Source organism: Mycobacterium sp. (assembly GCF_044223235.1).
GTDB lineage: Bacteria > Actinomycetota > Actinomycetes > Mycobacteriales > Mycobacteriaceae > Mycobacterium.
Genome location: NZ_JBGAME010000021.1, coordinates 1 through 17,734, shown reverse-complemented (window position 1 = coordinate 17,734; position 17,734 = coordinate 1). Strand labels below are relative to the sequence as shown.

The 17,734-nt window shown below is 65.8% G+C and carries 19 protein-coding genes and 1 pseudogene; 8 read left to right on the top strand and 12 right to left on the bottom strand.

Features of this window, described 5'->3' with window-relative positions; translation table 11 throughout:
- Positions 1-13: 13 nt before the first annotated feature.
- The 6 genes from ADBZ6K_RS20520 to ADBZ6K_RS20495 form a co-directional block, all read right to left on the bottom strand.
- The gene (locus ADBZ6K_RS20520) at positions 14-970 is read right to left on the bottom strand and encodes a PDR/VanB family oxidoreductase (protein WP_526350095.1); all 957 of its coding nucleotides are present in this window, start codon (positions 968-970) and stop codon (positions 14-16) included.
- Between the two features lie 14 nt (positions 971-984).
- Entirely contained in the window at positions 985-1,785 is an 801-nt protein-coding gene (locus ADBZ6K_RS20515; RefSeq protein ID WP_526350093.1) for a gamma-glutamyl-gamma-aminobutyrate hydrolase family protein, read from the bottom strand.
- Positions 1,782-2,498, bottom strand: a complete 717-nt coding sequence (locus tag ADBZ6K_RS20510) for a gamma-glutamyl-gamma-aminobutyrate hydrolase family protein (protein ID WP_526350091.1) — start codon at positions 2,496-2,498, stop codon at positions 1,782-1,784. The genes ADBZ6K_RS20515 and ADBZ6K_RS20510 overlap by 4 nt, the downstream gene beginning before the upstream one ends.
- A 1-nt stretch (position 2,499) precedes the next feature.
- The gene (locus ADBZ6K_RS20505) at positions 2,500-3,201 is read right to left on the bottom strand and encodes a substrate-binding periplasmic protein (protein ID WP_526350089.1); all 702 of its coding nucleotides are present in this window, start codon (positions 3,199-3,201) and stop codon (positions 2,500-2,502) included.
- Entirely contained in the window at positions 3,198-4,583 is a 1,386-nt protein-coding gene (locus ADBZ6K_RS20500) for a glutamine synthetase family protein (protein WP_526350087.1), read from the bottom strand. The genes ADBZ6K_RS20505 and ADBZ6K_RS20500 overlap by 4 nt, the downstream gene beginning before the upstream one ends.
- A 70-nt stretch (positions 4,584-4,653) precedes the next feature.
- Positions 4,654-5,850 carry a cytochrome P450 gene (locus tag ADBZ6K_RS20495; RefSeq protein ID WP_526350085.1) on the bottom strand — a complete coding sequence of 399 codons (1,197 nt, stop codon included), beginning with the start codon at positions 5,848-5,850 and terminating at the stop codon, positions 4,654-4,656.
- 380 nt (positions 5,851-6,230) lie between these two features.
- Between ADBZ6K_RS20495 and ADBZ6K_RS20490 the strand changes: the two genes are divergently transcribed.
- From ADBZ6K_RS20490 to ADBZ6K_RS20475, 4 genes are all read left to right on the top strand, one after another.
- Entirely contained in the window at positions 6,231-6,500 is a 270-nt protein-coding gene (locus tag ADBZ6K_RS20490) for a hypothetical protein (RefSeq protein ID WP_526350083.1), read from the top strand.
- Entirely contained in the window at positions 6,475-7,446 is a 972-nt protein-coding gene (locus ADBZ6K_RS20485; RefSeq protein WP_526350081.1) for a PfkB family carbohydrate kinase, read from the top strand. Before ADBZ6K_RS20490 ends, ADBZ6K_RS20485 begins: the two co-directional genes overlap by 26 nt.
- Positions 7,443-8,093 carry a nucleoside/nucleotide kinase family protein gene (locus ADBZ6K_RS20480; protein WP_526350079.1) on the top strand — a complete coding sequence of 217 codons (651 nt, stop codon included), beginning with the start codon at positions 7,443-7,445 and terminating at the stop codon, positions 8,091-8,093. Before ADBZ6K_RS20485 ends, ADBZ6K_RS20480 begins: the two co-directional genes overlap by 4 nt.
- A 139-nt stretch (positions 8,094-8,232) precedes the next feature.
- Positions 8,233-8,712, top strand: a complete 480-nt coding sequence (locus tag ADBZ6K_RS20475) for an SRPBCC family protein (RefSeq protein WP_526350077.1) — start codon at positions 8,233-8,235, stop codon at positions 8,710-8,712.
- Between the two features lie 110 nt (positions 8,713-8,822).
- Here the strand turns inward: ADBZ6K_RS20475 and ADBZ6K_RS20470 are convergent, their stop codons facing one another.
- From ADBZ6K_RS20470 to ADBZ6K_RS20460, 3 genes are all read right to left on the bottom strand, one after another.
- Entirely contained in the window at positions 8,823-9,191 is a 369-nt protein-coding gene (locus ADBZ6K_RS20470) for a hemophore-related protein (protein WP_526350213.1), read from the bottom strand.
- Positions 9,192-9,794: 603 nt separating this feature from the next.
- Positions 9,795-11,261: a hypothetical protein gene (locus ADBZ6K_RS20465; protein WP_526350075.1), complete on the bottom strand. Its 1,467-nt coding sequence runs from the start codon at positions 11,259-11,261 to the stop codon at positions 9,795-9,797.
- A gap of 9 nt (positions 11,262-11,270) precedes the next feature.
- Positions 11,271-11,597, bottom strand: a complete 327-nt coding sequence (locus ADBZ6K_RS20460) for a hypothetical protein (RefSeq protein ID WP_526350073.1) — start codon at positions 11,595-11,597, stop codon at positions 11,271-11,273.
- Between the two features lie 151 nt (positions 11,598-11,748).
- Between ADBZ6K_RS20460 and ADBZ6K_RS20455 the strand changes: the two genes are divergently transcribed.
- Entirely contained in the window at positions 11,749-12,195 is a 447-nt protein-coding gene (locus tag ADBZ6K_RS20455) for a hypothetical protein (RefSeq protein ID WP_526350071.1), read from the top strand.
- A 28-nt stretch (positions 12,196-12,223) separates the two neighbouring features.
- Here the strand turns inward: ADBZ6K_RS20455 and ADBZ6K_RS20450 are convergent, their stop codons facing one another.
- Positions 12,224-12,799, bottom strand: a complete 576-nt coding sequence (locus ADBZ6K_RS20450; protein ID WP_526350069.1) for a TetR/AcrR family transcriptional regulator — start codon at positions 12,797-12,799, stop codon at positions 12,224-12,226.
- Positions 12,800-12,892: 93 nt separating this feature from the next.
- On the opposite strand from ADBZ6K_RS20450, the gene ADBZ6K_RS20445 reads away from it, so the two are divergent.
- Both ADBZ6K_RS20445 and ADBZ6K_RS20440 read left to right on the top strand, forming a co-directional pair.
- Positions 12,893-13,351, top strand: coding sequence for a nitroreductase family deazaflavin-dependent oxidoreductase (locus ADBZ6K_RS20445; RefSeq protein ID WP_526350067.1), 459 nt, complete (start codon positions 12,893-12,895; stop codon positions 13,349-13,351).
- Entirely contained in the window at positions 13,348-13,788 is a 441-nt protein-coding gene (locus ADBZ6K_RS20440; protein WP_526350065.1) for a PaaI family thioesterase, read from the top strand. The genes ADBZ6K_RS20445 and ADBZ6K_RS20440 overlap by 4 nt, the downstream gene beginning before the upstream one ends.
- A gap of 186 nt (positions 13,789-13,974) precedes the next feature.
- On the opposite strand, the gene rnhA is transcribed toward ADBZ6K_RS20440, so the two are convergent.
- Positions 13,975-14,454, bottom strand: coding sequence for a ribonuclease HI (rnhA, locus tag ADBZ6K_RS20435; protein WP_526350063.1), 480 nt, complete (start codon positions 14,452-14,454; stop codon positions 13,975-13,977).
- A gap of 152 nt (positions 14,455-14,606) precedes the next feature.
- Positions 14,607-16,535, bottom strand: a complete 1,929-nt coding sequence (locus tag ADBZ6K_RS20430; RefSeq protein ID WP_526350061.1) for a cellulose biosynthesis cyclic di-GMP-binding regulatory protein BcsB — start codon at positions 16,533-16,535, stop codon at positions 14,607-14,609.
- 433 nt (positions 16,536-16,968) lie between these two features.
- Here ADBZ6K_RS20430 and ADBZ6K_RS20425 point away from each other — a divergent pair.
- A pseudogene (locus ADBZ6K_RS20425) lies at positions 16,969-17,734 on the top strand (hypothetical protein); the annotation flags it as partial.

Genomic DNA, 17,734 nt, shown 5'->3' with positions numbered 1-17,734 from the left:
CACGAGCCCCCAATCAATACAGCTCGATGACGAGTTTGTCGGTGAGGGCCCGGGATACGCAGAGCGCCATTTCCTCGTTGTTGGCCTTCACCGACGCCGAAAGGCAGTTGTCGCGGTGATCCGGAATCCCCTCGACGACCCCGGAGACGCAGGAGCCGCAGATGCCCTCCCCGCATGACCTGAAGACGTCGCATCCGGCCTCTTCCAGTACGTCGAGAATCGACCTGTCGGCCGGGATCTCGAACACCTCACCACTGCCCAGCTCGACGGTGAAGGCCCTGTCGCCCGAGGTGTCGACCTCCTTCGGAGTGAAGGCCTCCACGTGCACGTGGTCCGCGCCGACGGCGGGGGCGAAGGCGTCGACGACCTGGCTCATGAACCCGTCGGGGCCGCAGGTGTAGACGTGTGTGTCGGCGGATAGGGCGGACGCCATCCCCTGGAAGACCGTGGGCCGCTCGGCGCGTGGAACGCCGATGTGCAGTGTGACGAAGTCACGGTATTCCACCCGCTCGGTGAGGAAGTCGTGAAAGGCCATCTCGTCGCGAGACCGGGCGAAGTAATGCAGCTCGAAGTCGGCCCCCCAGCTGTAGAGCTCGAAAGCCATGCTCATCAACGGGGTGAGGCCGATACCTCCGGCGATCAGGATGTGCTTGCTTGCGTCCTCGGCAATGCCGAGCATGTTGCGTGGTTTGCTGATCTTGAGGTGGTCGCCGACCTTGAGCGCGTGGATGGCAGCTGAGCCGCCACCGGGTCCTTCCTTCTTGACCGCGATCCACATCGACGAATCATCCTTGGGAGAACCGGCCAGCGAATACTGGCGAAGCACCCCGGTCGGGCCGGTGACGTCGATGTGTGCGCCGGAGCGCCACTCGTCGAAGGGTGAGCCGTCGAGGGTTTCCAGCCGGAGACCCCGTATCTCGGGTGTCTCCACCTGAATTTCATCGATGCGGACGACGATGCTGTTTTCCATCATTGACTCCCAGGTCAGGTTGGTTGGTTCGGGTGGCTGGTGTGGACGCTGGCTGCAAGGAAGCCGGCGAACAGCTTGTCGAGAGTGGTCAAGGGCCCGTCGTCGTCTTCCGGATGGAATTGCACGCCAAGGACCCAATCCGTCGCATGCTCCACGCCCTCGATCACGCCGTCGAGAGCCCGGGCGGCCACGACGAGATCTGTGGCCACTTCATCGACGGCCTGGTGGTGACCAGACCGGACGACGACCGGCCCCGCGCCGAGGATCTCAGCGAGCCGGGTGTCGGGTGCCACCTCGATCTTCTCGTCGATGAACAGGTGCTCTCCCGGCCGACCGTGATGCAGCTCGTAGTCGGCGAGGTCACCGATGATCGTGCCGCCATAGCAGACGTTGATCAGCTGGGATCCGCGGCAGATGCCCAGCACCGGCCGGCCGGCGTCGATGTAGGCCCGGATCATCTTCAAGCTGACGCGATCCGCCTGCTCGTCGATGCCGTAGGAGTTCGGCGCCGACCCGTCGGGGCCGCCGTAGCAGGCTGCTGCGATGTCCCCGCCGCCGAGCACCAGCAGACCGTCGGCAGTGACAACCACATCAACGGCACCGGGCTCGGAGGTGTCCACCAGTTCAAAGCTGGCGCCGAGCTCCGCGAGCGCCGACAGCGCGGTTCGGGTGAAGCGCCGGTGCAGTGCCGCCACCGACTCGGTGAGATCGGGGAAGTTCAGCGACACCAGCACCGCGACGTGTGGCCGCCCCGGCGCACGGATCAGGGCATCGAAAGGTTCGACCTCCTCGCGCAACACGACGGGGCCCGTCATGCGCGGGCCTCCGCCCTGGCCTTGGCCGCGCGTTCTGCGAGGTCGGCGAAGAGTGCCGCATCACTCGGTGAGGTCGCGTGGAGATCTTCGGGATGCCATTGCACGGCCAGCACCTTCCCGCCGACGTGCTCGAGAGCCTCGACGCAGCCGTCGTCGGCCGTGCCGACCACCCGAAGGTCCGCGCCGATCTCACCGATCGCCTGGTGGTGATACGACGACACCGGGATCCGCGTCGACCCCACGACCCGGAAGAGGTCGCTGTCCTCGGCCACCACCACGTCGTGGATGGCGTCGCCGTGTGCGACGCTGCTCGGCGCCAGGTGCTGGACCAGATCGCCGCCCTGGACCACATTGAGGATCTGCATGGCGCGGCAGATCAACAGGGTCGGGATGCCGAGTTCAAGGGCGCACGAGATGACCGCCATGTCGAACGTGTCCTGGTGGGCTACCGGAGCGTCGGTATCGGGTTGCGGGTCCTGGCCGTAGAGCCGCGGATCCATATCGGCGCCGCCCGGCATGCAGATGCCGTCGAAGCTGGCCAGCCGGTCAGCCAGCTCGGCGGCCGGATTTGCGTCGGGACCGTGGAGCACGAGCGGCTCCCCGCCGCCGGCCCACACGGCCTCGCAGATGGCCTCTGCAGCGAGCGTCGCCGAGTAGCGCAGGATCGGCACGCTGGCGGCGCGCCTGCCCGGCACCGCGATCATCGGTCGCATGTCAGGCCACCTCGAACGGGTACTCGAGCGTCGGCAGCCACTGCTCCCATGCGGCCCGCAGCCTCCCGTCTGCGATGATCCTCGTCAGCGCACCGCCAACGGTCGCAAGGGTCTCCGGACGGTCCTTGGCGACACCGATGCCCCACGGGTTGTTGGTCTTGACGACGAACGCGAGCTCGAAGTCCGGGTCGGAGTTGCCGAGCGGGACGAAGACGACGTCGTCGTCACAGACGGCATCGACCTCACCCAACCGCAGCGCGGCCAGCATGTCCTCGTAGACGTGCTCGGACTCGAATTCGATCACCTCGGCGCCGGCGAACGAGGAGGCCAGGTTGTAGTTCGCTGATGCGCGAATCGCGGCAATTCGCTTGCCGGCCAATCCCGAAGGGTCAGGCACTGCCTCGCCGCGGCGCATCAGCAGGCCCTCGTGGAAGATCCCGTAGGGACGAGTGAAATCGACCAATTCCATTCGGGCCGGGATGATTCCCTGGCCGCACAGGACGCCGTCCACCTGGTGTGAGCGCACAGCGGGCAGCATGTCGCCCCAGGGCATGATGGCCCACTCGAGCTGTCGGCCCAATTCGGCCGCGATGAGTTCGCCAACCGCGGGTTCGTAGCCGGCCCGACCACCCGGTGCCGATGCGAGGCCGAACAGCGGTGGGGCATCGGCGTCGATGCAGGCCAGTCGCAATGGCGCGGTCACGGGGTGTCGTCCCAGTACATCGTGCGCTCCCAGTCGGTGATCGCGCTGTTGAACCGTGCCCATTCGTCAGTCTTGTACTCCACCAACAGATTCGACAGGGGAGCACCCAACGCGTCCTTGAGATACTCGTCAGCCTCGAAGGCGGCGAGAGCCTCGCCGAGGGTGAGCGGGAGCTTCCCGAACAATTCGGGGGCGGTGGACTCATAGCTCGAGCCAACGGTGGCCTCACCGGGAGTGATCTGATTCTTCAGGCCGTCGTCGACGGAGGCCAGCATCGCCGCGTGCGTCAGGTACGGGTTACAGGCGGCGTCCGGGAGCTTGTATTCAAGCCGGCCATTCGCCGACAGACGCACCGTGCAGGTCTTGTTGTCCATGCCCCAGTTGATCTTCGACGGCGCGAACTGGCCGGCGTCCCAGTAGCGCTTGTAGGAGTTGACCGTCGAACCCATGATCAGCATGCCGCCCGGGGAGTGGGTAAGCAGGCCGCCCAGGGCGTACTGCCCCTCTTCGGTCAGATGCAGGTCTTCGCGGTTGTCTTCGGCGAGGATGTTGACCCCGTCGCGCCACAGGCTGAAATTGTGATGGCAGCCGTTACCCATGTAACCCAAGCCGGGTTTCGGCATGAAGCTGGCCTCGATGCCGAGTTCGCGGGCGACCTGCTTGCAGATCTGCCGGTAGGTCACCAGCCGATCGGCCGTCGCATCGCTGTGGTCGTACATCCAGTTCAGCTCGACCTGACCGGCGTCTTCGAAGTCGCCCTCGACCATCTGGAAGCCCATGAATTTCGCGTATGTGATCACCTTCTGATAGACCGCGCGATAGCGTTCGAGGTGCTCGATGTGATAGGCGGGACTGGCATCGGGGCGCGATGAAGTGGTGAAACCCGGTCCTTCCCAGGTCATTTCGGGCTCAGTCCCGGTGCGGAGCTCCAGCCCGGTGCGCGCGGTGAAGTTGGCGTGCAGTCGCTTCATCAGGCCGCGTGTGTCGGTGGGCAGCGGTGCGCCGGGATCGGTTGCCACGTGGTCGGGTTCGTAGAGGCTGCAGAATACGCGCGCAGTCTTGTGGTCCCAGGGCAGCACCGAGAAGGTGTCGAGGTCGGGAACCGCACAGTACTCGGCTGCTCCGACGCCACCGCCGAGCAGTACGCCTTCACGGGTCGTCTGCAGGTTGGCGATGGCGGTGCGGTGCTGCATCACGCCGCGCTTCGCCAGACGTGCGAACTGGTCTGCAGGTACGACCTTTCCGATCACCCTTGCGGTGATCGTCACGACCTGGAAGTAGACGAACTCCACGCCGTACTCCTCGATCGCCGCGAGCGCGGCGTCGAGGGCTCCGGGTGCGGAATTGGCTTCGCGGTGTTGGTCAAGAGCTGTGATGCTCACGGACGCGGCCTTTCGGTTGGATGGGTTGGGCTGGTTGGGTGCGTTGGGTCAGGTGTGGTCAGGTGTTGGGTCAGGCAGGGGTGAAGCTGATCGGAAGCTTGTTGGGGCCGGTGTTGCCCGAGTCGGGCAGCCATTCGGAGCCGTCGAGCATCCGGGGGTTCCGCAGTCGGCGGGCCAGCAGCGGCAGCGCTTCGGCCATGTCGGCACGTGCGACGAAGTGACCGAGGCAGTGGTGCGCCCCGCCGCCAAATCCGAAGTGCGGCTTGCGTTCTGCGGCAATGTCGAAGCCGGGCTCCCCGAAGACCCGGGGGTCGGTACCGGCGGACTCGCTGAACAGGTGGACGGTGGTGCCGGCGTTGATCACCAGGCCCTTGTGTTCGAAGTCCTCGATCGCTTCGCGGGTGACCCAGCGGACCGTCGGATTGGTCCGCATCACCTCCTCGACGGCCTTGCCTCCCAGCGCCGGATTCGCAGCGAGCAGCTCCCACTGGGCGGGGTTGGCGATGAAGCTCTGCATCGCCAGGCCGAGTTGGTTGCGTGTGGTGTCGTAACCGCCGAAGACCATCAGGACGACGGCATCGCGCAGTTCGTCGGCCGAAAGGCCACCCTCGTTCTTGGCCTGCACGAGGGTCGACATGAAATCGTCGGCCGGGTTGGCCGCGCGGTCGGCGATCGCGGCGTCGGCATATTCGAACAGTGTGGCCAGCGCCGCCTCGATCCGAGGTAGCTCCTGCTTGAAGGTGACCCCCATGGCCAGTCCGATGGTCGCCGACTCGCGGGCGATGATCGGCCACTCCTCTTCGGGCAGGCCAAGCATGATGGCGATGACCCGTGCCGCGTACGGATCGGCGAACTCGGCAACGAAGTCACACTCACCCTTGTCGGCGAAGCCGTCGATGAGTTCGCCGGCGAGCGCCTGGAATCGCGGAACCAGGCCCTTGATCAGCCGTTTGGAGAACGCCGGGTTGAGCAGGGTACGGAGCCGGTGGTGCTCGTCGCCCTCTTTGTTCAGGATCCAGCTGTTCCACCATCGCAGGAAGGGGCCGCTGGTCACGCCGTTGTGGGCCGGCCACTGGACGCTTCCCTGGCGCAGGCTGGGGTGGCGGATGAGCTCGGCGACTTCGTCGTAGCGCAGGACTGCGATGCCGTACTCCGTGCGCGCGAACCAGCTGGCCTCGCGGGCCTCGTGCACCGCGGCGGAGGTGATGGAGAACGAGGGATCGGTCACGCTCAGGCGGGGGGCCTCGTTGATGGAACTGACGGTCATGGCGCTCTTCTCTGCTAATGGAAAGCCGGGGGGCTAGCTGACGGACTGCGAGTCGTGACGGGCTCTCGTTGTGCGGCTCGGAGTGTTCGACATCGGCGGGCGGCTTTCTGTGTGGGCTATGCGACCTCGTCGCTTAAAATATAAATCTTCATAGTTCATAGTTCAAGTCTTTTGGTTACGGTCTTGAAATCGCCGCCGCGATGACCCGGGGGCCGAGGTCCTCCGGCGGCATCTGTACGGCATGCGAACCGAGTAGGTGACACGTCAGGGACGATCACCGTGGCCAGCGATTTCACCTGCAAGCGGCGATCCGGCGCGCGAGACAATGTGCTGAGCACCGTGTAGTTGTAGAGCGACAGTCCGCACTCGGTCCGGAGGTGATGCTTCATCTCGTACTCGAGGGCGCGAACATCATCGCCACTCTGCTCAAGAGGAAGCGCGGGTGGAGCGAGAAGCGTTACCGCAATTGGTTACTCGACGCGCTGAGCCCTCAACTGCTCGGCGGCGACATCCGGATGACTCTGTCTGACCCGGCCCCAACGGATAATGAGCACAGGATCGCGCGGCATGATCGCGTCGCATCGGCCGCAGGAGTCCAGATGTTCGTTGCGGAGGAGCTGACCTATGGGGTACGCGCCGGACTACTATAGGAAGGCTCCGGTCGGGGTCTTCGTCGGGTTGGCGACGCTCGACGTGATTCACCGCATCGCGAAAGCTCCTGCGGCGAACCAGAAGATCACGTCGACCGCTCAGTTCGTCGCTGCGGGTGGACCCGCCGCGAACGCCGCGGTCACCTTCGCGGGGCTGGGCGGTGACGCGATCCTCGTGACCGCGCTGGGAGACGATCCGGTCGCCGGACTGATCAGGGCCGACCTCGCTGCGTACGGCGTCAGCGTCGTCGACGCGGCGGCGGGCACCACCCGAACGGTACCCGTTTCCGCTGTGGCGGTGGTCGAATCGACAGGTGATCGATCGGTCGTCTCACTCGACGCCGTGAACTCCGACGCGGTGCCGCCACCCGGTCTCGGTGACATCGTGGCGGATGCCGACGTGGTGCTCGTCGACGGGCACCACCCGCTGATGGCCCGCACCGCCGCGCGAGAGGCGGCCGCGCGGGGTACGGCACTCGTCGTCGATGCCGGTCGATGGAAGCCCGTTATGAGCGAACTTATCCAGTACACAACGGACATGGTGTGCTCCAACGACTTCCGCGTGCCCGGAGCCGATGCTCCGGATTCCACCGCCGCGGCACTCGTGCGCAGGGGTGTGCGCACCGTCGTCACCACACATGGCGGCAATCCCGTGCGGTGGTGGTCGGATGGCGCGTCGGGGTCCGTGCCGGTGGAGCCGGTGGTGGTGGTCGACACACTGGGCGCCGGAGACGCCTTCCACGGTGCTTATTCGTACTTCTCCACCAGGCTCGAGACGGGCATAGAGAGGGGCATAGAGAGGGGCGTAGAAAGGGGCACCGAGAAGGGTATTGCCGAGCGCGTCGACCGTTCCGCCCGGGTAGCGGCACTACGGTGTTCGGTGGTCGGCCCGCGGGCGTGGCTGAGCGAACTTCCGGCAGGACACACTCGAAAGCGGGAACGGTGACGATCGAGCGGGACGTGCAGGACGCCACGCTCGGCCAGCTGGTCGAAAGGGCCCGCGCGCTCGTCGTTCCCGGTGAACGCCGCATTCTCGGTCTCACCGGTGCTCCCGGTGCCGGGAAGTCGACCGTTGCAGAGCAACTCGTCACCGCGCTTGGGCCGGATGTCGCGGTGCTCGTTCCCATGGATGGTTTCCATCTGGCCAACGAAGTCCTGATCGACTTGGGGCGCCGCGATCGAAAGGGCGCGCACGATACGTTCGACGACGGCGGGTACGCGCGGCTGATCCAACACCTCCGGGCCCAGCGTGCCGACGGTCCGGTCGTCTACGCGCCGCGGTTCCGGCGCGACCTCGAGGAGTCGATCGGCTCGTCCATCGCCGTTCCGCCCACGGCGCCGCTGGTCGTCACCGAGGGCAATTACCTTCTGCTGGAATTCGATGCGTGGCCGGCGGCACGCGCCTGCATCGACGAGGTCTGGTTCCTGGCCCTCGACATCGACGTTCGGCACGCTCGGCTGCGTCGGCGACATGAGGCCTACGGAAAATCGCCGCAGGATGCGGAGTTGTGGGCCCTTGGACCCGACGAGCGCAACGCCCAACTGATCGAATCGACCGCCGTTCGCGCGGACCGTATCGTGCGTCTCCGATGACCACCATGGGTGAAGTCGCCCGCATTGCAGGTGTCTCGAATGGTCGGACCTCTTCGCGCCTAAGCCCACCGCAGCGGCCGAACTGCTGCTGACCGACCGGTCTCGATGAGTTTCCTGGTCGCCAGTGGTCGGTACGCGCATGACCGAGGAAACCTTGCGCACTGCGTACACGATCAACGCGCCGACCGATGCGGTGTTCGCGGTACTGGCCGACCCGACCAATCATCAGGCGATCGACGGCACCGGCTGGGTGCGGGAGTCGCTCGACGGCAAGCGGCTGACCGAAGTCGGCCAGGTCTTCCGGATGGCGATGTATCACCAGAACTACGGTGGCATGCACTATGAGGTGGCCAACCGGGTCGAGGTCTTCCAGCCGCCGCACGCGATTGCGTGGCTGCCGGGCCAAGGTGCTGACGATGCCAACCTGGACTTCGGCGGCTGGACCTGGCGCTACGACCTGGAGCCCGTCGGCGACGACCAAACGGAGGTCACCCTGACATATGACTGGTCGGGGGTGCCGCCTGCCACTCGTGAACACATACGGTTCCCGCCGTTCGACCCGCAGCACCTGGACAACTCACTCAAGCACCTCGCCGGACTGGCGCAGGAGCGGGCGTAGGTCGTCCCCGGCTTCCGTCAAGGGCTATCTACAACAGTGTGGCCTAATCGGTAGATATGGCCTGCTTGACCCAGTTCCTACCGGCGTCACAAACTACATTGCCCAAGCGGTCAGGGAGTCTGGGGAACCCCACAGCGTTCGCGGAAGTCGACCGAGGGTTGCCGGATAGCCCGAAGCTCGTCTCGAACCTGCGGATTGGCATCTAGATAGGTCTGTAACTGGGCACTGATCTGATCCCTCGGTTGGCCTTTGAGGCTGGTGAAAAAGTCGTTCACGTTCGGGTGCAGGGTTAGGTAGTTCGACGTGTCGAACGTGACGCCTGACATCACGCGCGCCATTTCGGCAGCCGTACACGGCGGTGGAACTGGCGGTGGCGGTTCGGCCGCCGCGGTGGCGCTCCAAAGCATCGCACCGGCGATTGCGCCAGTACCGATCACACAAGTTACCGCGCAGCGCGCGGGACGTGCTGAGGACAACATGGCTGGCTCCTTCAACAGGTGATCAAAGTCGCCGTAACCGGTGACGGTTGGCGGCCAAAACAGGCAAACAAAATGTACCGCGACATATCGTGCAAAACAGCAGTAACCTGCAATTACGGCCTCTACCGAGGGAAGGATCCTGCCATGCGGGTCAAGCACACTTATGTCGCCGCGACGCTCGCGGCGTCCGCCGCTCTGGCCTCCACTCTTGCCGCACCGCCACCGGCTGCGGCCGACTGCATTTCAGCCAGCGGGCCTGACACCCTAACCCTGTGCTCGCAGGGTGAAGCCCGCAAGAGCAACACGTCCCCCGTCCCGAGAGCCACTCCTTACATCCCTCTTGACTGTGCTCAGGACTGGCTGTGCGACCAAGGCCTCGGCATCGCTCTCAGTGACTAGAGTGTTCGCTCGTTTAGTTCGTCGGAGGTGGTGCTGCCAACTCGACCTTCAGCTCGCCCATCGGTGAACCGGCCACCCAACATCGGCCATCTGCCGCAGGCAGCCCCAGGCCAGACCGGCGGCGACTTCGACCGGGTCTGCGGGTCAGCGGCGAAATCGCGACCGCTTCGCCGCAAGCGAATTGACCTGTCGGCAGCGCGGCGATCAGAGGCAGGCCAGCATCGCCAGGATTGCATCCGCGTCATCGCCGGGTGCGATGCCGCCCACGGGTGGCGCCGCTGTAAAGGCTTGATATAGGTCCGATTTGTCGAGCCGCTTGTAGGAACCGTAACCGTTCTGTATCTCGGCGAAGGTCGCAGGTTCGGATGCGGGGTTGGCGTAGAGCATCTCGCGCTCGTCGATCTGCGCGTCGACGTCGAACGCCGCCCAGTAGCGATCGCGCCATGTGTTCACCCAGCTGCTGTACCAGTGCCGGCCGCGTTCGTCGATGTTCGCGGGGTCGTTATCGGCGGCAAGTTGACCCGTCTTCTCCAGGATCCGGATCGTCACGATCTCCTGGCACCACAGGCAGTAGCGCGGTGGGCGGCGAAATCGCAGATCCGCGCCCGCGGGCGGCATCTCGGTCGTGCTGTAGGCGAAGTTGTGGTGTCCTCCGTTCATCAGACAGTGATACTCGGAGTGCCACACCGCCAGTCCGTCCTCACCACCTCGCCATAACCAGCCCACAATCGGTGACGCCTCGTCGCCCGCCGCCTGGCGGCGGCGCCGTCCCCAGGGACTGAGGTGCTGCCACGGGACATTATCGAGCTGCGTGCTGAACGACAGGTTCGACAGAGTGAACACGCTGCCGTGCAGGGGATTCGAACGGTCGGCACTGCTGTTGGGCCTGCTGATGTACTCGTCCTCGAGATAGGCGAAGGCATGTCCGAACTCGTGCAGCGCGTGCGACCCGAACGCGACGTTCACCGTGCGCCACATCGGCTTTGGTGCACCGGGTACCAGGTAGCGCATGTCGGGTACCTCACGCGTGCGGCCGCTCGTGTTGGGCACACCTGGGGTGCGCACGAGCATCACCACGACGAGGTTCGAGTACATACCCGCGAGCTGATTGTGGATCACCGTCTTGTTGGTGTCCGAGGTCCCTGGCCTTCCGGTATCACCGTCTACGTTGAGGTCGCCGGGGTACGTCCTCAGATTGAGCCGGAACGCGTCCAAACTCTCGAATAGGCGCTGGCGAAAGACGGTGTTGTCGGTGCCGTCGGCCGCCCACCAGCCACCCGTCGCGACCTCGCCGTCATCGTCGCCGCTTGTGCCGACCTTGACCCGGTAGAAGGAGCCGCGATCGTCGCCGCCGGTGCACGGCTTGTCTGACTCGCGAAAGTACGCCCGGATCCGAAATGCGCCCGCGAAGCGGTCATAGACCTCGACGCCGTAGAAGTCGGCCAGCCACTCCGTCAGTTGGCCCTCGAAGCTTTCGCGTGTTTGGTAGCCATCACCCAGAATCACCACGTCGATGACCTGATCGTCGGCGAGCCGGACGGTGCCACCCGCATTCGCCAGGTCGGGTATCCATGGCCCGCCGCCGGACGGACGCCAGTTGCCTGCACCCAGCTCGTAGCGCACCGAATCGCTCAGTGCCGGGTCGAGATTGACGATTGACTGATCCGCCACGAGGCGCGCCTAGAACTGCAACCCCGCGCGCAGGATGCGCACGCCCTCGGTCGCGAACGAATCGTTGGGATCCCTTCTGGTGAAAGATGCCACGGCGCCGTGTTTCACCTGCACCGGCAGTCCGCTCCGCATGGCCTCGAGCAACAGCGTGAGCTGCGCCATGTGGGTCGGCCGGTCGGCGGATTCCAAGCTCATCACGAACCAGGCGCGGTACTGGCCAATTTTGACCCAGTCGCTACCCGTTGCGTTGCTGGTGAGGCTGAACCAGAGTTGTGCGTCGCCGCTGGTCTCGGCATCGATCGTTCCGACGTAACCCTGTGTGAACGGCATCGGCATCTCCCTCGCAAGGTCCGCGGCGCTGAGTCCCGGCATCCGTCGGGGCCGTCAACAGCCTGACTCTGGCACGTCGCAACCCGGGTTGTTCGGGCTTTGACCTCAAACCAGGCCGCGCGCTAACGCCGCGCGCGCGGCCGCCGATAACGGGGGCATGATTTCGTTCCGTGCTGCCGGCGCGCTCGCCGTCACGCTGACCGCGCCCTGGTTTGGGGTGGCGACGGCTCACGCCGAGGCGTTCGCTCGACTCGATCGGGTCCCGGTGGTGGCATCCCCGACGTGTGCCGGAAGCGTGAGCGCAGACGCGCAGGTGACGCCGGTGCAGGTCGACGGCAAGGTCGAGGACGGTGTCCGAGTCGCGATCTATTACGACGCCGGCATCTACGACGGCTCGTGTTCGCTCACCGTGACCGTCGATTGGAAGAATCTCGACTCCGGCGCCTCGGGAAGCACCGACCTCACCGCGGTATCGACGATCGACGGGCACTACGGATTCATCGGATACGCCAACACCACCTTCGGCACGGGTAGCGGTACGGTGGCCATCACGCTCAGTTCCCACCCCGGTGCCGAAATGCGGATCACGAGCCCGTCCGCCTGAAACGCGACGTGTCTGCAGGTGCCGAGGGTCAAGCGCCCTGCGCCGCCGCCACCTTCATCTCGATCAGCGCGGCAACGTCGCGGGCCGTGCGCCGGATCGGATCGGTAGTGCGCGCGGCCAGCGCCATGATGACTGCGCCTTCGATCGCGGCGATCGTGGTGGTGGCGAGGTCCATCGCGTCCTGACGGGGTAGCCCGGCTTCCTCGTTCACCTCGGCGGCCAGCCGTACCCATTCGGTGAACGCCGCGGCTGCGGCGTCGGCTGCTTCGGGCGCCTCGGCGCGCGCCAGCGTGGCCGCCACGATCGGGCAGCCGGCATCGAACCCGCTGTCGGTCAAGACTTTCTCCCACATCCGGGCGAACGCCCGGACCAGCTTGGCGGGATCTCGTTCGGAGAGCTGTGACCGCATCGCGTCGGTGATCATCGATGCGGCCCAGGTGGTCGCCGCCGCCACGAGCTCGGGCTTGCCCTTCGGGAAGTTCAGATAGAGGGTGCGACGGGCCAGGCCGCTGTCTTCGAGGATGTCAGAGACGCTGGCGCTGCCGACACCGCGCCGCCGGATCAGTGCGACGGTGCTGTCGATCAACCGTTGCCGTGCCGTCACCGCCGCCTCCCGCTTTGCACTAGACCGATTAGTCTACTATCCTTTGATCTAGTAGATCGATCGATCTACTTCGAGTGACGGAAGGCCTCACCGATGAGCACCCCGACGGCGGCGAAAGCCTTGCGTAAGTTCAGATTCGAACGCTTCGTTGGACGCTATGTCGCCAATCCGGCGGTGGCGTTGCTAGGGCGCCTCGGCGTCCGCACCACCTATGCCGCTGAGCTCGAGACCATCGGCCGCGCGACAGGCCTGACCCGTCGCGTGCCGGTATCCGCCAGTTTCGACGCGACGGGGGCGTGGGTCATCAGCCAGCACGGCCGGCGCTCCGGCTGGGCCCGTAACATCGCCGACAACCCCACCGTGTCGATCCGGCAGGGATCGTCGTGGCGCACCGGCATCGCCCGTTTCGTCGTCGACGACGATCCAGCCCAGCGCGCCGGATCCTTCGCCTCGTCACCGCTGCTGCGACCGCTCGTCGCGGCCACGTTCCGGGCGCTGCAATCCGATCCGATCAGCGTCCGCATCGACTACATGACCGGTGAAACGCGATGACGACCACCGAACCCACCGGCCTCGAAATGCTGCGGGCGACCGCCGCTCTGCCCCGTGAGAAGCGTCCGGCGTCCATCGGTGATCTTTTCGGGCTGCGGTTCGACCGGATCGACGAAGGACATGTCACCCTCAGCCTGGCGACCCGTGACGACATGCGAAACCCGTTGGGAACACTGCACGGTGGCGTGTGCGCCACCTTGCTGGATTCCGCCGTCGGCTGTGCGATCCATTCGGCGCTGCCCGCCGGGGTCTCCTACGCCACGCTGGAGATCAAGGTCAACTACATCCGGTCGGTACCCACCGACGGGCGCAGGATCATCGCCACCGGGCGCACCATCCACGTCGGCCGCACCACCGCCACGGCGCACGGGGAGGTGCATGACGAGGACGGCAAGCTCGTCGCGCATGCCACCACGACCTGCATCATCCACCGCTGAGGTTCACGGATTGAAGAACAGGTCCTGAACCGCAGCCCGAGTCACGGGGATTCGCGGTGGGTCGGACGGGTCGCCGAATTCTGCGCCAGGGTTGCAGTCTTTCGCTGTGGAGAACTCCTGGTGCAGATGTCGGCGCGAAACAGCACCGGTCCGGCAGAGCTGACCGGGTTCGCGGTAGGCCGCACATCAGGCGGATGCGGCGACGGCTTCCTGCAGGCCGCGGGTCGCCAGCACGTCGGCCAATTCGTTGTCGGTGACCCCGGAGTGGCCCTTGACCCAGAACCACTCGACTTGGTGTCTCGCGCAGGCGTTCTGGAGCCTTTTCCACAAGTCGACGTTCTTGACCGGCTGCTTGGCGGCGGTCTGCCAGCCGTTGCGCTCCCAGCCGGTCACCCACTTGGTGATGCCGTTGCGGACGTAGGTGCTGTCCGTGTAGAGGTGCACCATCACGGGACGGGTGAGCGCTTCGAGCGCCATGATCGGCGCGGTCAGCTCCATCCGATTGTTGCTCGTCAAGCCGGCCTCGCCACCACACATCTCCCGAACGTGCTCACGCTGCCGCAGCACCGCTCCCCAGCCGCCGGGACCCGGATTGGGGCGGCAACCGCCGTCGGTGTGGATGACCACGACGTCGTCGGGGTGTGCGCGGTTTGCGGGATGGACCATGCGCCGAGGATAGGCAGTGCCTCCCGGCGGTTGGCGCCCGACACGCATCAAACCCGTTCCGTACGCGAAACCTGCGTGGGGGCTGTGACCAAGCGCCGGTCCCCGACTACGGCGCAGAAGTCGGCGCGGTGAAATTGAGCGAGTCACCGACCTCAAGACAATGATCGGACACCGCGGCGCCGTCGCCACCACACCGCTCCGGCAAGGCCGAGAGCGACCAGGACGGCGCCGATTCCGATGGCGAGCCACGTCGCCCCGGTGACACCGCCGTCAGGCGGGGCCGAGGTGGCAACCGCCGGCCCGATCGACAGATCCGTCACGGTTCCGTCGGGGCCGGCAGCCAAGACGTCGCCATCGAGACTCGACCACGCGTCGGGCAGCTGGTCGATGTGAGCGAACAACGGATCCACCAAGGCCCACGGACCATTGGTGGTGACCAGTGCGACGGTGCGGTTGCGCGGCGTATCGGCGAACACCTGGATCGATCCCAGTCCACCGGTGATGTCGGCGCGCAACTCGCTGGGTAGGTCGACCCGCACACCGGTGCTCTCCCCGCCGATCGGCGGGCGCAGCGACGTCGGCGCAAGTGTCGCCGCATTGGCCACGATCAGCGCGCCTTTCGTGGCGTTGGCGGCATCCTCGACCGCCACCACCCGCGGCATCAGCGTCGAGCCGGTCCGTTGCGCGATAGCGGCCACCACCCGCGTCGCGTAGTCGAGCTGAATCGGGCTGCTGCCGTCCAACGCCACCAGGAACTCCGGACTGAATTCCGATGGCACCGCGCCGAACCCGTCCAGCGGCGGACCGCCGCGCGTCACCGTCACCGTGGACCGGGGATCGAGCTGGAACGTCAGCGGCGCGATCATCGGATTGCACACCTGGCGCGGACTGTAGGCCAGGTTGAACTCGAAAGCGATTCGCTGCCGCAGGAACTCGGGCGGCACCTCGAACGTGGCGTCGACCGTACCCGCCGCGGTCAGCGGTGCGCTGTACACGGCCTGGCCGTTCACACCGACCATGAGGGACGCCGAGTCCAGATCGGCCACCGGCGTATACGTTGCCCGCAGATGCACGGTCATGGCGTCCACGCGACCGGCGCCCAACGCCGAACGGTCTACCCCCACAGTGAGATTGCCGGTCCGCAGAACCTGGCTCTCACCTTCGATACCCAGTTCGCCGAATGTCAACTCGTCGGAGTCCCCTGCACTGCTCGACCCGGCCGCATCCACCCGTGCGACGGGCGTCTGCAGCAGAGACTGCAACTGGTTCACCAGGATCGAGGCTTGGTCGCTGAGCTGCCCGCCGCGGCCCGTCAGCTTCAGGTAGGCGGTCGGCCGGTTCGGGTCGACGACCGTGAGACCGGCGTCACCGTTCTCCACCACCAGCGCGCGGGCGAATTGGGGCGCCGGGGGAGGGGCGGCACCCCGCGGCTGCTTGACGACGGTGATCGCCGGTGACTGTGGCCGGTACATACGCGCCACCGCCGAGGCGACGGTGAGCACCGCCTGCGACTCGGCATCGTCGTCGTCGACCGGCGCGTAGATGGTCAGCCGCTGCAGCACCGGCGGGAAGAACGAGGCGACCGAGTTCGGTGCGGGCTCGGTTCCCGCGACCACGGTGACCAGATCGCTCAGTTCCACCAGTTCCCCAAGCCCGCAACGCTGTTCGGCGGGAATCGGGGGTTCCCGTACGGTGAACGACAATCCGAGTTCGGATCCGTTCGCCCGGGCCGCCGAGATGTCGACGTCGAACGGCACCACCGCCTGCTCCGGGACCACCGCAGGCAGACTCACCGTCGCCAGGAATGTGCCTGCGCTGTCGGTGATCTCCACGAAACCCGCGCCGAAGTCCACTGGGGCGTGGATCACACCGCGCAGGCGCCGCACCGAGAATCCGGCGGGCACCCTGACCGTGTACTCGCTGGGGGTGTTGGCGCCGACCAGCGTGATGTCCTTGGGCAGACCCAATGTCGACCACTCCAGCGCCAGATCCTCACCGTCGCCTGCGGTCACCGGCTGGGCGTACGCGCCACTCGGAATCGCAAGCGTGATTCCCAGCAGCACCGAAAGCAGCAGGCACACAGCGGAGCCCGAGGCTCGCCCATTCTCGTCGGGACGAGTACGAGTGAAACCAAAGAACACTGCCGCTCCCGCTCCGCATGAGTGCGCCACCGAATCGATACTGGCGTCGAATGCTACCGGGCAAATCCTGTTCGGACCGAGTTTGCGGATCGCCTAACAGTTGACGGGCTATTGCCGGTGTAACCACAAATTCGCGCTCAACCGGGCAAATCAAGCCGATCCCACTACCATATGGGAGGCATTGTGAGTTCAGGACGGAGCGCCGCGGTTGTCTTTCCACGAATCGAAGGTGCCGTCCTCCGCGGTCGCGATGGTTGCATATCTCGAAACCCGTTTCATTGTGCGCAGATTGCTCGTCGGTGCATTGATCGGCCTTTGCCTCGGTGCGCTCGCCGGAGGACTCATTCTTGGCACACTGGGAAATGACACCACCGTGACCGCTTTCCTGCGACTTAAGAATCCAGCGGACCTCACAGCAATCGCGGGCGGAGCCAACCAGATCACCCCCGACAATCAGGAAAACACCTCGCGATACGTCACTGGCGAGATTGCATTCCTATCGGGGGAAGGCTTCGCGCAGGCCGTCGCCGCCAAGATGGCGAAGGACGAACCCGCCGAACTCCTCGTCGCTCAGGCAGGTGAATCGCCGATCATCACCATCAGCGCCAGTGGCGCATCCAGCGCCGACGCCATCAGGACTGTGCAGACCGCCATCGACCTCTATGACGACGAACTCGAACAGCGCGTCGATGCACAACTGCGCCTGATCGTGCCCTCGCTGACGCAATGGCGACAGCGCGACTCCGGCGATCCGGCCAGGATGCAGGACTTGCAACGGACGCTTGAGAGCGTCGAGTTGCAGGCTGCCGAGGCGGGAGCGGTGCTGGTCGTACAACCGCCGACCCCGAACCACTCCAGTTCCCAGCAGTGGCTCATCGGGGCCGTCCTCGGCGCGTTGGTCGGTGGGGCCGGTGTGATCGCGGTGCTGCTCGCGCTACGGCGTCGGTCCGGCCGCGGTGGGTTGGTCAGGACTCTCAGCGCCGGTGTCGACGCCGTGCTGCTCCCTGCGGTCGACCTCGACCTACCGGAGAATGCGCGCCCTCGGCTCGGCCAGACGCTGTACGCACAGTGCCCCGGGACGACCGGCACCGTCCTGGTCATCGGCGCCTCCGCGGAGTCCGGAAGCCCGGCGGTGGCCG